The sequence below is a fragment of the Arsenophonus apicola genome, from assembly GCF_020268605.1.
In the GTDB taxonomy this organism is placed as follows: Bacteria; Pseudomonadota; Gammaproteobacteria; order Enterobacterales; family Enterobacteriaceae; genus Arsenophonus; species Arsenophonus apicola.
This window is the reverse complement of the sequence record NZ_CP084222.1, coordinates 811589-825954: the sequence shown is the minus strand read 5'-3', so window position 1 is coordinate 825954 and position 14366 is coordinate 811589. Positions and strand designations below refer to the sequence as shown.

Here is a 14366-nt window from a genome sequence, read left to right as displayed (position 1 = left end):
ATTGTCCCTGACTTTTTTTGTAACGAAGAAAGAAAAGGTCAGTATGATTTTGGCTAATATTTATGCTACTCAATGAAATCAAATAAAAAGTTTTAAATATTGTTTAACCAGGTAAAATGATTTGGCCAAAATAAACGATTGTTATTGTAATATATCTATTTTGTTGATGGATTTTGGAGCGAATGATGAATCAAAAAGTATTAATAATATTGCTTACAATTGGTGCGGTGAGCTTTGCTGGCTGTCAGCATAAATTACCACAATCTCCAAGCCAGCCAGTGGATAAAGTTTATACTGGCGTACTCCCTTGCGCAGATTGTTCAGGTATTGAAACAACAGTTCTTTTTAATCCGAATGGTACATTTATTGAACAATTAACTTATTTAGGTAAGGAAGACCAAAAAAATACTTTTTTTTCTAGCGGAAACTGGACAAAAAAAGACACTAAATTATTTTTGATTGATACTGAAGAGCAAAAAACCTATTTTCAACCTAGCACTGATGGTAAAACAATAGAATATCTCGATCAGGATGGAAATAAAATAGAAAGCAATTTAAATTATACATTAGAGCAAGTAACACCTGACAAAAAGAGCGGAGAATATCGCTATATCGCCGACGCGGCTCTATTTAAGGAGTGTAAAACAGGACGTACTTATACTGTCAATGGTATCGATTTAGAAAACCAATATCGCGCAACTGGTGTTGAAGCAGGTAAACCGGTTTATGTTGAAGTTGAGGGCTATTATACCATCCGCCCTTCAATGGAAGATGGATTGTTTGATACAACATTGATCCAGACAGGCACGATTAAATTTGATAAATTACGAGCTTGTCCATCTCACTAATTATCAGTTATATGTAATGCCCAGCCAAAAATAACTGGGCATTTTGCCTCAGCGTGGCTGATTAGCTAAGTTTTGCTTGCAGAAAATCAACTATCCCAGCAAGGTTAATATATTCTTTCTCATTATTTCGCCGCTGTTTATATTCAACCTCGTTGTTATCTAAATTACGATCACCGATCACAATCGTATGAGGTATGCCAATCAGCTCCATATCAGCAAACATCACACCAGGCCGCTCTTTGCGATCATCAAAAAGGACATCAATCCCATTGGCTTGCAAATCACGGTAAAGTTTTTCAGCAACCTCTTTAACTCGATAGGATTTATGCATATTCATCGGTAAAATAGCAACCTGAAAAGGCGCGATCGCATCAGGCCAAATAATTCCTTTATCATCGTGGCTTTGTTCAATTGCCGCTGCGACAATCCGCGTGACACCAATACCATAACATCCCATCGTTACCGATTGATTATGGCCATCTTCATTTTGCACACTGGCTTTCATTGCTTCAGAATATTTAGTTCCAAGTTGAAAAATGTGACCAACTTCTATTCCACGTTTAATTTGTAGTGTACCCTTACCGTCTGGACTTGGATCACCTTCTACGACATTACGTAGATCATAAACGTCGGGCAAAGGGAGATCACGTTGCCAATTGATACCAAAATAGTGTTTATGATCGATATTGGCGCCAGCACTAAAATCACTCATCACGGCAACGCTGCGGTCGACAATCGCCGGTATTGGCAAGTTAACAGGGCCTAATGAACCTGGGCCAGCTTTCAGAGTGGCGCGTATTTCTTCTTCTGTTGCGAATTTCAATGGACTTGCGACCAGAGGATGTTTCTCTGCTTTTATCGCATTTAATTCATGATCACCCCGGATCAATAAGGCAATCAGCTGATGGCCACTCTCTTTTGCGGCACTAACAATTAAAGTTTTAACTGTTTTCTCAATAGGTAAATTATGTTGCTCAACAAGCTCGGCAATGCTTTTGGCGTTAGGTGTATCGACAAGACGCATATTTTCAACGGGTGCAGCTCGTTCTTTCGTAACACAAATGGCTTCGGCTAGCTCAATATTAGCGGCGTAATCTGAAGCGGTAGAAAAAACAATATTATCTTCACCACTATCTGCTAATACTTGAAATTCATGTGATGCATTACCCCCAATAGAACCAGTATCTGCTTGAACTGCCCTAAAATTGAAGCCAATACGCGTAAAGATTGCACTATATGCCGCATACATAGCATCGTAAGTTTGTTGCAGAGAGTTTTGGTTGGTATGAAAAGAATAAGCGTCTTTCATAATAAATTCACGGGAACGCATAACGCCAAAACGTGGTCTTACTTCGTCACGAAATTTTGTTTGGATTTGATAAAGGTTCAACGGAAGCTGCTTGTAAGAAGTTACTTCGTTACGAATAAGATCAGTAATCACCTCTTCATGAGTTGGGCCCAACACAAAAGGTCGCTCGCCACGATCAACAAAACGAAGTAATTCTGGCCCATATTGCTCCCAACGCCCACTTTCTTGCCATAGATCTGCTGGCTGAATTATTGGCATGGAAATTTCAATTGCTCCAACGCGGTTCATTTCTTCACGAATTATGTTCTCAACTTTGCGCAGCACACGAACACCGGTTGGTAGCCAGTCATATAGCCCTGAAGCAAGTTTACGGATCATACCTGCGCGAAGCATCAGCTTATGACTGATAACTTCAGCGTCGGCGGGAGTCTCTTTTAAAGTAGAGAGAAGATATTGGCTTGTACGCATTATTAGCTTCCATCAACGACGAATTACTTCCAGTTGGCATTAACCAACCATTAAAACAAAATTATTCCTAGTCTACCAGCGACTTGCTATTGTCAAAAGCGATAACTTAATTTTTTAGCCTATCTAAGGAGAGAACGACAACCATATTGGTTGAAATCTGCCATCTAACGTTAAAATCAAGCAGATGGACAGCGTAAATTTTTTCATCAGCAACATTTTTTTTATATGCCGGACGCGGATCTTGGGCTAAAACTTGACGAATAAAACGCTCAAGGAAAGGGTAGCGAGTTTGTTGTTCAATTAGCTGTTTTTGGGCAATAGCAGCAAAAACAACAGACATTTCACTGACCGGCGCAGCTTGGGCAAATCCAGCAACCGCTTTTGGTAAAGATTCGGCAAAAGGAATATAGGGTTTTATATCAACAACAGGGGTTCCATCAACTAAATCAATACTACCTAGAGTCAGACCTACTTCGTTATCACGGATAGTTAAGTTTTTCAATTCAATTAATGACATACCTATTGGATTAGGACGAAATGGAGAACGAGTGGCAAAAACCCCCATTTTAGTATTACCACCTAAACGGGGAGGTCTTACCAATGGGCGCCAACTTTGTTGTATGGTTTGATGAAAAATGAAAATAACCCAAATATGGCTAAATTGTTCTAATCCGCGAACCGCATCAGGATGATTATAAGGCGGCAATAGACGCAGATAACCCCGTCCGTCATCAATTAAGCCCGGTTGTCTCGGGATAGCAAATTTTTCTTTATAAGGTGATTCTATCACCCCAATTACCTTAAATTGAAAATTATTCATTGATAATATTCAGCGCAGAGCCTTCACAGATAGCAGTTTGATAACAATCTGGTGTACTAATTATTTCACAACGATGCAATAATACGGCATTGGCACCTAAAGAAGAGGCCTTTTTCAACATGTTTTTTTTTGCGATTGGAATACTTACACTGGGAGCTTGTCGATTAGGTTGGCATGAAATACCGGAAACAATATCCAAATCTTTAAATGGCTTACCTAATAACACTTCTGTTTTATCAATAATTTTTACCATAGATCCCTTTCGCGGTGAGATTTTTTTGATAACATTTTTTTGTTTTTTAGCGAGTTATCTTGTTTATTATATTCAGTTGCAGAAAGCAAATTACAGCCTGAGATACAGAGTGTAAGACAACAGAGTAATAGGCGCATATCCATTCCTTTTTAAAGAAAACAAATAGAACTAATAACCAGTTTTAGCCATCATAATAGAAATAATTGGCTGAATGAATTTGATAATAAAATAAGCGGATTATATCCGCTTATTTTATTAAAATGTTACTCTTTTTGATAAAGCGATTACCAACCAGGAATAGCACCACCGTCAAAAATTTTATTTGCTGCCTCAGCAACTTCGGCGGATTGATAGGCTTTAATAAATTTTTTCACATTTTCATTATCTTGATTATCTACACGACTGACGATGAGATTTACATAAGGTGAATTTTTGTCTTCAACGAACAATCCATCTTTTGCTGGCGTTAATTTAGGTTCGGCGCTACTAGCCCACGTTGTATTAATAATCGCAAGTACAATCTTGGGATCATCTAGACTACGAGGCAATTGTGGCGCTTCCAATTCAATAAAATTCAACTTTTTAGGATTTTCAGTGATATCCAATACAGTAGGTTGTAAACCGGCACTTTCGCTTACTTTGATTAGCCCTTGTTTTTGTAACAGCAATAGTGAACGTCCCAAATTGGTTGGATCATTGGGAATAGCGATTTGGGCACCATCAGCTAGTTGTTTAACAGACTTAATTTTTTTAGAGTAAGCTGCAATAGGATAAATAAATGTTTTGCCAACAGCGACTAATTTATAATTGCGATCTTTAATTTGTTGCTCTAAATAAGGTTTATGTTGAAATGCATTAACATCAATATCGCCTTTGTCTAGAGATTCATTTGGCAGGACAAAATCATTAAAGGCAACTAAATCTACATCAAGCTGATATTTTTCTTTGGCAACTTTTTGTGCGACTTCAGCCACTGCTAACTCTTTGCCCATAATGACCCCCACTCTGATGTGATTAGGTTTTTCTGTTTTTTCACCACAGCCACTAAAAAATAATATACTTAATAGTCCTGCAACAGCGGCGCTAGTTTTTATTTTGATAGACATAATTACCTCTTTAAGACCCACTAAGACTCAGTTTAACCTTTTTAAGCAGTGATTCTATTTACGTGTTTTTTTCATTAGATGATTGCCAACAAATTGAATAGCGAAAACTAAAATAATCAGTAAAGCAAGTACCGTATTCATCACAGTTGGGTTATAGGTATAATAGCCGTATTGCATCGCAATCTGACCTAATCCGCCAGAACCCACCGCCCCGCCCATCGCAGAGTAACCGACTAACATAATTAACGTAATGGTCGCTGCGTTGACTAAACCGGGTAAAGATTCAGGTAACAAGATTTTAGCAATGATTTGTAGCGGCGTTGCGCCCATTGAACGAGCCGCTTCAATTAAGCCATTGGGGATCTCTAACAGCGTATTTTCCACCATACGGGCAATGAAAGGTGCTGCGCCGATAGTCAGTGGAACGATAGCAGCCTGAATACCGATAGATGTGCCGACGATGAATTTAGTTAATGGAATAATCCAAACCAGTAAAATAATAAATGGAACGGAACGAAACACATTAACTAATGCAGATACTGTTCGGTATAGTGTCTGGTTTTCCATAACTTGGCCGGGGCGTGTTACATAAAGTAATATTCCAATCGGAAGTCCTAATAAAAACCCCAAAAATCCTGACACAAAAGTCATAATAAGTGTATCAAGGGTACCATTTAGTAGCAGGATAATCATTTTTTCAGACATAACCTAAGATCTCCACTTTTACATGGTGCTCTTCTAAAAAGGTAATTGATTTTTCAATATCTTCATCAAGACCATGAAGTTCAGCCAGCATAAAACCAAATTTAACCCCACCGGCGTAATCAATTTGTGAACTTAATATATTAATGTCGATATTAAATTTTCTAGCTACCATTGAAATCAATGGCGCATCGACCGACTTGCCGGTAAATTCCATTTTCAATAATGGCGATAAATCGGATGCCGGCGTCATCTGTAAACGCCTTTGATAATCTTCAGGAATATCTAATACCAGGGTTGATTTAATAAAATTTTGCGCAATCGGTGTCTTTGGATGAGAAAATACTTCACTCACGCTATCTTGTTCTATTAAGCGCCCTTCACTGATGATCGCGACTTGATCGCATATACGTTTTACAACGTCCATCTCGTGAGTAATAAGTAAGATGGTTAAACCTAAACGTCGATTAATATCTTTCAATAACTCAAGAATAGAACGGGTTGTTGCCGGATCTAATGCGCTTGTTGCTTCATCGCATAATAGTACTTTAGGAGAATTGGCTAAAGCGCGAGCTATAGCAACACGTTGCTTTTGTCCACCAGATAGACTAGCTGGATAGGCATCTTTTTTATTTGCTAAACCGACTAGTTTTAATAACTCTGTTACGCGTTGATGGATCTTGGCTCTTGGTGTGTTATCTAGCTCCAAAGGCAAGGCAATATTATCAAAAACATTTCGCGACGAAAGTAGATTGAAATGCTGGAAGATCATTCCGATAGTACGACGTGTGAAGATTAACTCTTTTTCAGAAAGATCGGCCAACGCTTGTCCATCAATGAATACTTCTCCTGATGTTGGGCGCTCAAGCATATTGACACAACGAATTAGCGTACTTTTCCCGGCACCGGAAGCACCGATAACCCCGTAAATTTGGCCTTGAGGAACATGCAAATTAATATTGGTTAGTGCATGAATTGCATTTGTTCCTTGGTGAAAAATTTTATTAATGTTAGAAAGTCTTATCATTGTGATCTACTAAATAATGGAAATTGGTGAGAAAATTCGATCATATTTGGTCTGGATGTTAAGGTGTCTAGACGTCTAAGTCAACAAAAATGTAAATATTGATCTTGTTCTTATTTAACCGCTTTTCATATAATCAACGAAGTTAAATTTAATGGAGTAATACGGTGAGTCAAAGTATTCCGGCGATTTTCCTTGATCGTGATGGTACCATTAACCACGATCATGGTTATGTTTGTGAGATAGATAATTTTCAATTTATCGAAGGTGCCATTGAGGCAATGCTTGAATTGAAAAAAATGGGTTATGCATTGATTCTGGTTACCAATCAATCAGGTATTGCCAGAGGATTGTTCACAGAAGCACAATTTCTTGCATTGACGGAATGGATGGATTGGTCTCTTATTGATCGTGGCGTTGAGCTTGATGGCATTTATTATTGTCCTCATCATCCGGATGCAATTGAACAAAAATATAGACAAATATGTAATTGCCGTAAGCCGAAGGCCGGTATGTTATTGGCAGCGCAAAAACACCTCAATATTGATATGAAAGCCTCTTATATGGTGGGCGATAAACTTTCTGATATGCAAGCCGGTAAAGAGGCGCATATTGGAACAAATGTATTGGTTACTACAGCAAAGTCTGTCACGGAAGATGATAAAAAATATGCTGATTGGATTATAAATAGTCTGGCAGATTTACCGAATAAGATAAAAAAGCGTCAATTAAAATGAGCGTATTGTTCATAAATAAAGCAAAATTATTTTTTTCAAAAAAGTACTTGTGTAAAGATAAAATAAATCTATAATGCCCATCCTGTTATCGCAACTTATTCATCAACTAGTGAATAAAAGTATAACGAGAATTAAGGTGAAAAGCGTAATATACGCCACCTCGCGACCTGGGTCGCACGCTCTTTAACAATTAATCAGACAATCTGTGTGGGCACTCGCAAGACATCATCAAAAACTATTTGAAGATTAAGTCTTGAAGAGTGACAAAACAGTTAATTCATATATGAATTAATAAGCAGTAACGTGATTTTGGGCCACAGCGAAGGCGTTAAAACGTCGACAAAGTGGCAAAAAGAAGCGTTACGGCCAGTAAAACATTCTTTGAGCATCAAACTTTTAATTGAAGAGTTTGATCATGGCTCAGATTGAACGCTGGCGGCAGGCCTAACACATGCAAGTCGAGCGGCAGCGGGAGAAAGCTTGCTTTCTTGCCGGCGAGCGGCGGACGGGTGAGTAAGGTATGGGGATCTGGCCGAAGGCGGGGGATAACCACTGGAAACGGTGGCTAATACCGCATAATCTCTAAGGAGCAAAGTGGGGGACCATTAGGCCTCACACCTTCGGATGAACCCATATGAGATTAGCTAGTAGGTGGGGTAAAGGCTCACCTAGGCGACGATCTCTAGCTGGTCTGAGAGGATGATCAGCCACACTGGGACTGAGACACGGCCCAGACTCCTACAGGAGGCAGCAGTGGGGAATATTGCACAATGGGCGCAAGCCTGATGCAGCCATGCCGCGTGTATGAAGAAGGCCTTCGGGTTGTAAAGTACTTTCAGTCGTGAGGAAGGTGTTAAGGTTAATATTCTTAGCAATTGACGTTAGCGACAGAAGAAGCACCGGCTAACTCCGTGCCAGCAGCCGCGGTAATACGGAGGGTGCGAGCGTTAATCGGAATTACTGGGCGTAAAGGGCACGCAGGCGGTTAATTAAGTTGGATGTGAAATCCCCGGGCTTAACCTGGGAATGGCATTCAAGACTGGTTAGCTAGAGTCTTGTAGAGGGGGGTAGAATTCCATGTGTAGCGGTGAAATGCGTAGAGATGTGGAGGAATACCGGTGGCGAAGGCGGCCCCCTGGACAGAGACTGACGCTCATGTGCGAAAGCGTGGGGAGCAAACAGGATTAGATACCCTGGTAGTCCACGCTGTAAACGATGTCGATTTGGAGGTTGTGGTCATGAACTGTGGCCTCCGGAGCTAACGCGTTAAATCGACCGCCTGGGGAGTACGGCCGCAAGGTTAAAACTCAAATGAATTGACGGGGGCCCGCACAAGCGGTGGAGCATGTGGTTTAATTCGATGCAACGCGAAGAACCTTACCTACTCTTGACATCCAGCGAAGCCTTTAGAGATAAAGGCGTGCCTTCGGGAGCGCTGAGACAGGTGCTGCATGGCTGTCGTCAGCTCGTGTTGTGAAATGTTGGGTTAAGTCCCGCAACGAGCGCAACCCTTATCCTTTGTTGCCATCGATTAGGTCGGGAACTCAAAGGAGACTGCCGGTGATAAACCGGAGGAAGGTGGGGACGACGTCAAGTCATCATGGCCCTTACGAGTAGGGCTACACACGTGCTACAATGGCGTATACAGAGAGAGGCGAGCCTGCGAGGGGAAGCGGAACTCAGAAAGTACGTCGAAGTCCGGATTGGAGTCTGCAACTCGACTCCATAAAGTCGGAATCGCTAGTAATCGCGGATCAGCATGTCGCGGTGAATACGTTCCCGGGCCTTGTACACACCGCCCGTCACACCATGGGAGTGGGTTGCAAAAGAAGTAGGTAGCTTAACCTTCGGGATGGCGCTTACCACTTTGTGATTCATGACTGGGGTGAAGTCGTAACAAGGTAACCGTAGGGGAACCTGCGGTTGGATCACCTCCTTACCGAGATAGATGGAATGTGAGTGTTCACACAGATTGTCTGATGAAGATTGAGCAGAAGGTATCATTAGGCTTGTAGCTCAGGTGGTTAGAGCGCACCCCTGATAAGGGTGAGGTCGGTGGTTCAAGTCCACTCAGGCCTACCAACATTGCTGTCGGATTTTGCCCAAAGGTGAAGTTAGCGGTAAGGAGTAATGATACGAGAATCTTAATGGGGCTATAGCTCAGCTGGGAGAGCGCCTGCTTTGCACGCAGGAGGTCAGCGGTTCGATCCCGCTTAGCTCCACCATATTGCAAGATAAAACTAGATAAAAGGTTATTCAGAGCAGGCTGGCAACAGTATGCTGCGAATAATAATGCTCTTTAACAATCTGGAACAAGCTAAAAATTGAAACACACATTATTGAGAAAATAATGTGGAGAACTCTCAATACTCCAACGTGAAGTGTCATCACAGTCAGGAAGGCAGGCGTTATGAGCGAGCAGTCAGGAATTCGAGGCGGCCAGCGCGCAGCAAGCGCAGCGTACAAAAGTACGTGAGCATTGCGAGCACTACCCAACAAAGAATTACTGTACGCGCAGCCATAACCTATCAGAATGATAGTGAAATAAAGACATCTTCGGGTTGTGAGGTTAAGCGAATGAAGCGTACACGGTGGATGCCTAGGCAGTCAGAGGCGATGAAGGACGTGCTAATCTGCGAAAAGCGTCGGTAAGCTGATATGAAGCGTTATAGCCGGCGATGTCCGAATGGGGAAACCCAGTGCATTAATGCACTATCGTTTGATGAATACATAGTCAAACGAGGCGAACCGGGGGAACTGAAACATCTCAGTACCCCGAGGAAAAGAAATCAACCGAGATTCCCCCAGTAGCGGCGAGCGAACGGGGAGCAGCCCAGAGTCAGCATCGATATTAGCATCAGGAGAAGGGTCTGGAAAGGCGCGCAATAAAGGGTGATAGCCCCGTATCCGAAGATGTTAGTATGGTGAGCTCGAAGAGTAGGGCGGGACACGTGTTATCCTGTCTGAATATGGGGGGACCATCCTCCAAGGCTAAATACTCCTGACTGACCGATAGTGAACCAGTACCGTGAGGGAAAGGCGAAAAGAACCCCGGCGAGGGGAGTGAAAAAGAACCTGAAACCGTGTACGTACAAGCAGTGGGAGCCCCATCACTCAAGTGCCTCGGCAGTTGGGTGATGGCATACCATCACAATAACAGCGCAGGCTTTGCCAACAAGGTTGTTCGGTTTTTTCAAGCCGCAGCGCAGTGTACCTAAAAGTACACGAGCAGCGGAAGTTAAAAAAGCGGACAAGATTGGCCGCAAAGACAAGCGGGACATTTGAGGATGGGGTGACTGCGTACCTTTTGTATAATGGGTCAGCGACTTATATTCTGTAGCAAGGTTAACCGCATAGGGGAGCCGTAGGGAAACCGAGTCTTAACTGGGCGTCAAGTTGCAGGGTATAGACCCGAAACCCGGTGATCTAGCCATGGGCAGGTTGAAGGTTGGGTAACACTAACTGGAGGACCGAACCGACTAATGTTGAAAAATTAGCGGATGACTTGTGGCTGGGGGTGAAAGGCCAATCAAACCGGGAGATAGCTGGTTCTCCCGAAAGCTATTTAGGTAGCGCCTCGTGAACTCATCTTCGGGGGTAGAGCACTGTTTCGGCTAGGGGGTCATCCCGACTTACCAACCCGATGCAAACTCCGAATACCGAAGAATGTAATCACGGGAGACACACGGCGGGTGCTAACGTCCGTCGTGAAGAGGGAAACAACCCAGACCGCCAGCTAAGGTCCCAAAGTCATGGTTAAGTGGGAAACGAAGTGGGAAGGCTTAGACAGCCAGGATGTTGGCTTAGAAGCAGCCATCATTTAAAGAAAGCGTAATAGCTCACTGGTCGAGTCGGCCTGCGCGGAAGATGTAACGGGGCTAAACCATGCACCGAAGCTGCGGCAGCGACAGCAATGTTGTTGGGTAGGGGAGCGTTCTGTAAGCCGTCGAAGGTGGACTGAGAGGTCTGCTGGAGGTATCAGAAGTGCGAATGCTGACATAAGTAACGATAAAGCGGGTGAAAAACCCGCTCGCCGAAAGACCAAGGGTTCCTGTCCAACGTTAATCGGGGCAGGGTAAGTCGACCCCTAAGGCGAGGCTGAAAAGCGTAGTCGATGGGAAACGGGTTAATATTCCCGTACTAAGGGTGACTGCGAAGGGGGGACGGAGAAGGCTAGGCTATCCGGGCGACGGTTGTCCCGGTTTAAGCGTGTAGGTGGGTTATGCCGGCAAATCCGCATGACCAAGACACTGAGGCGTGATGACGAGCCACTAAGGTGGTGAAGTAGTTGATGCCCGGCTTCCAGGAAAAGCCTCTAAGCGATAGGTAACCATTAATCGTACCCCAAACCGACACAGGTGGTTAGGTAGAGAATACTCAGGCGCTTGAGAGAACTCGGGTGAAGGAACTAGGCAAAATGGTGCCGTAACTTCGGGAGAAGGCACGCTGGCGTTAGGTGAAGTGGTTCGCCCATGGAGCTGAAGCCAGTCGCAGATACCAGCTGGCTGCAACTGTTTATTAAAAACACAGCACTGTGCAAACACGAAAGTGGACGTATACGGTGTGACGCCTGCCCGGTGCTGGAAGGTTAATTGATGGGGTAAGCCGTAAGGCGAAGCTCTTGATCGAAGCCCCAGTAAACGGCGGCCGTAACTATAACGGTCCTAAGGTAGCGAAATTCCTTGTCGGGTAAGTTCCGACCTGCACGAATGGCGTAATGATGGCCAGGCTGTCTCCACCCGAGACTCAGTGAAATTGAACTCGCTGTGAAGATGCAGTGTACCCGCGGCAAGACGGAAAGACCCCGTGAACCTTTACTATAGCTTGACACTGAACATTGAGCCTTGATGTGTAGGATAGGTGGGAGGCTTTGAAGTGTGGACGCCAGTTCGCATGGAGCCGACGTTGAAATACCACCCTTTAATGTTTGATGTTCTAACTTGGGCCCGTAATCCGGGCTGAGGACAGTGTCTGGTGGGTAGTTTGACTGGGGCGGTCTCCTCCCAAAGAGTAACGGAGGAGCACGAAGGTTGGCTAATCACGGTCGGACATCGTGAGGTTAGTGCAAAGGCATAAGCCAGCTTGACTGCGAGCGTGACGGCGCGAGCAGGTACGAAAGTAGGTCTTAGTGATCCGGTGGTTCTGAATGGAAGGGCCATCGCTCAACGGATAAAAGGTACTCCGGGGATAACAGGCTGATACCGCCCAAGAGTTCATATCGACGGCGGTGTTTGGCACCTCGATGTCGGCTCATCACATCCTGGGGCTGAAGTAGGTCCCAAGGGTATGGCTGTTCGCCATTTAAAGTGGTACGCGAGCTGGGTTTAGAACGTCGTGAGACAGTTCGGTCCCTATCTGTCGTGGGCGAAGGAAGATTGAGGGGGGCTGCTCCTAGTACGAGAGGACCGGAGTGGACGCACCACTGGTGTACAGGTTGTCATGCCAATGGCATCGCCTGGTAGCTAAGTGCGGAAGAGATAACCGCTGAAAGCATCTAAGCGGGAAACTTGCCTCAAGATGAGTCTTCCCTGACAGTAATGTCCTATAAGGGGTGTTCGAGACGAGGACGTAGATAGGCTGGGTGTGTAAGCGTAGCGATACGTTGAGCTAACCAGTACTAATGACCCGAGAGGCTTAACCTGACAACACCGAAGGTGTTTTGAGAAGAGAGAAGAGATTTTAGCTTGTTCAGAGATTGGTGCCTGTAAGCGGTTACGGCGCTAGAAGTCAACGGGCGAGATGGCCTGCGCATAGCGAGAGGCAGCCGAGATGAGCGCCCGAGGCAGTAGCGTAACGAAACAGGATAGCGAAAAAAGAATTTGTCTGGCGGTAATAGCGCGGTGGTGCCACCTGATCCCATGCCGAACTCAGAAGTGAAATGCCGTAGCGCCGATGGTAGTGTGGGGTCTCCCCATGTGAGAGTAGGGAGCTGCCAGACGTTAATTTAATGCTAATGGGTTGAGTCCATTAGTGAAATAAATCGGGTGGTGCGGTAGTTCAGTTGGTTAGAATACCGGCCTGTCACGCCGGGGGTCGCGGGTTCGAGCCCCGTCCGCACCGCCAATAATATCGGAAGTAAGCCCTGTGAAAATATCACAGGGCTTTTTGCTGTTTATTAAAAATAACTTGTTAAATATATAAATATTTTTTTATAAAGTATTTTGTTTTTATTTTCTTGAACTTTAAGATGCAACTATGCTTCTAAATGATGAGTTTTATCTATTATCTATGTATAAGATAGGTTAATAAATATTCGATTTTTAAGGGCTATTTGAGGTGGCAAAAAAAATTTATTCTGTGCGCTATATTGCAGGCCAGCCGGCAAAGCGTATTTTACCTGTATCTGAATATACGCTTGATGATGATTTACCCATAGGGTTGCCACTATTCTCAGAAAGTGATGAGTTAAGTATTGTTTCATGGAATATTTATAAACAGCAACGCCCAAACTGGCATGCAGTTTTAAATAAATTAGTCATAGATAAGCATTTGATTTTATTGCAAGAAGCTCAAACCTCACCTCAACTTATTGATTTTGTCGTCTCTCAACATTTAGTTGCTGATCAGGTACCGGCAATTGTTTTCCCTCAACACGCTTCTGGGGTAATGACGCTAGCGAGAGCACATCCAATTTATTGTTGCCCATTGCGTGAAAAAGAGCCATTACTTCGTTTACCCAAATCAGCGTTAATCACTGTTTATCCGCTACATAATGGCCGAAATTTGATGATTATTAATATTCATGCGGTTAATTTTAGTTTTGGTGTGGATATTTATAGTCGGCAATTACAGAATATCGGAGAGCATATTAAAAGACATCAAGGGCCAGTGATTTTTGCTGGGGATTTTAATACCTGGAGTCGACAACGTATAAATGCACTTAAACGTTTTACGCGCAGTTTACGAATGAAAGAAGTCAATTTTGACCCCGATGTGCGCACTATGATTTTTGGTTACCCATTAGATTATGTTTTTTATCGTAGTCTGACTCTTCTTTATGCAGAAGTGATTAAAACGGAATCTTCTGATCATAATCCCATTTCTGTTAACTTTAGTATCAAATAGTTTTAGTAAGAGAAAAAATAGAAATGCTGTTTCA

At 43.5% G+C, this 14366-nt stretch carries 9 protein-coding genes, 3 tRNA genes and 3 rRNA genes; 9 read left to right on the top strand and 6 right to left on the bottom strand.

Annotation, left to right across the window (positions count from 1 at the left end; translation table 11 throughout):
* Nucleotides 1-182: 182 nt before the first annotated feature.
* The gene (nlpE, locus tag LDL57_RS03565) at nt 183-848 is read left to right on the top strand and encodes an envelope stress response activation lipoprotein NlpE (protein ID WP_304488596.1); all 666 of its coding nucleotides are present in this window, start codon (nt 183-185) and stop codon (nt 846-848) included.
* Nucleotides 849-909: 61 nt separating this feature from the next.
* Here nlpE and proS read toward each other — a convergent pair whose 3' ends face one another.
* The 6 genes from proS to metN form a co-directional block, all read right to left on the bottom strand.
* The gene (gene proS / locus LDL57_RS03560; protein ID WP_180560444.1) at nt 910-2625 is read right to left on the bottom strand and encodes a proline--tRNA ligase; all 1716 of its coding nucleotides are present in this window, start codon (nt 2623-2625) and stop codon (nt 910-912) included.
* Between the two features lie 106 nt (nt 2626-2731).
* Complete coding sequence (gene tsaA, locus LDL57_RS03555; protein ID WP_180560443.1) at nt 2732-3445, bottom strand: tRNA (N6-threonylcarbamoyladenosine(37)-N6)-methyltransferase TrmO; 714 nt, start codon at nt 3443-3445, stop codon at nt 2732-2734.
* Complete coding sequence (gene rcsF, locus LDL57_RS03550; RefSeq protein ID WP_233458162.1) at nt 3438-3698, bottom strand: Rcs stress response system protein RcsF; 261 nt, start codon at nt 3696-3698, stop codon at nt 3438-3440. Before rcsF ends, tsaA begins: the two co-directional genes overlap by 8 nt.
* Before the next feature lie 284 nt (nt 3699-3982).
* Nucleotides 3983-4804 carry a MetQ/NlpA family lipoprotein gene (locus LDL57_RS03545; RefSeq protein WP_180560442.1) on the bottom strand — a complete coding sequence of 274 codons (822 nt, stop codon included), beginning with the start codon at nt 4802-4804 and terminating at the stop codon, nt 3983-3985.
* Nucleotides 4805-4858: 54 nt separating this feature from the next.
* On the bottom strand, nt 4859-5509 hold the full coding sequence (gene metI / locus LDL57_RS03540; RefSeq protein ID WP_180560441.1) for a methionine ABC transporter permease MetI: 651 nt from the start codon (nt 5507-5509) through the stop codon (nt 4859-4861).
* Nucleotides 5502-6533, bottom strand: coding sequence for a methionine ABC transporter ATP-binding protein MetN (gene metN, locus LDL57_RS03535; RefSeq protein WP_180560440.1), 1032 nt, complete (start codon nt 6531-6533; stop codon nt 5502-5504). The genes metI and metN overlap by 8 nt, the downstream gene beginning before the upstream one ends.
* 164 nt (nt 6534-6697) lie before the next feature.
* On the opposite strand from metN, the gene gmhB reads away from it, so the two are divergent.
* The 8 genes from gmhB to LDL57_RS03495 all read left to right on the top strand — a co-directional run bounded on the left by gmhB (nt 6698) and on the right by LDL57_RS03495 (nt 14332).
* Nucleotides 6698-7267 carry a D-glycero-beta-D-manno-heptose 1,7-bisphosphate 7-phosphatase gene (gmhB, locus tag LDL57_RS03530; protein ID WP_180560439.1) on the top strand — a complete coding sequence of 190 codons (570 nt, stop codon included), beginning with the start codon at nt 6698-6700 and terminating at the stop codon, nt 7265-7267.
* A 397-nt stretch (nt 7268-7664) separates the two neighbouring features.
* Nucleotides 7665-9206 (top strand): 16S ribosomal RNA (locus tag LDL57_RS03525).
* A 66-nt stretch (nt 9207-9272) separates the two neighbouring features.
* Nucleotides 9273-9349, top strand: a tRNA-Ile gene (locus LDL57_RS03520).
* Nucleotides 9350-9416: 67 nt separating this feature from the next.
* Nucleotides 9417-9492, top strand: a tRNA-Ala gene (locus tag LDL57_RS03515).
* A 342-nt stretch (nt 9493-9834) separates the two neighbouring features.
* Nucleotides 9835-12909, top strand: a 23S ribosomal RNA gene (locus tag LDL57_RS03510).
* Nucleotides 12910-13089: 180 nt separating this feature from the next.
* A 5S ribosomal RNA gene (gene rrf / locus LDL57_RS03505) occupies nt 13090-13205 on the top strand.
* The 16S, 23S and 5S rRNA genes sit together here with 3 tRNA genes alongside, the layout of an rRNA operon.
* A gap of 48 nt (nt 13206-13253) precedes the next feature.
* Nucleotides 13254-13330, top strand: a tRNA-Asp gene (locus LDL57_RS03500).
* Nucleotides 13331-13543: 213 nt separating this feature from the next.
* Nucleotides 13544-14332: an endonuclease/exonuclease/phosphatase family protein gene (locus tag LDL57_RS03495; protein ID WP_180560665.1), complete on the top strand. Its 789-nt coding sequence runs from the start codon at nt 13544-13546 to the stop codon at nt 14330-14332.
* Nucleotides 14333-14366 lie beyond the last annotated feature (34 nt).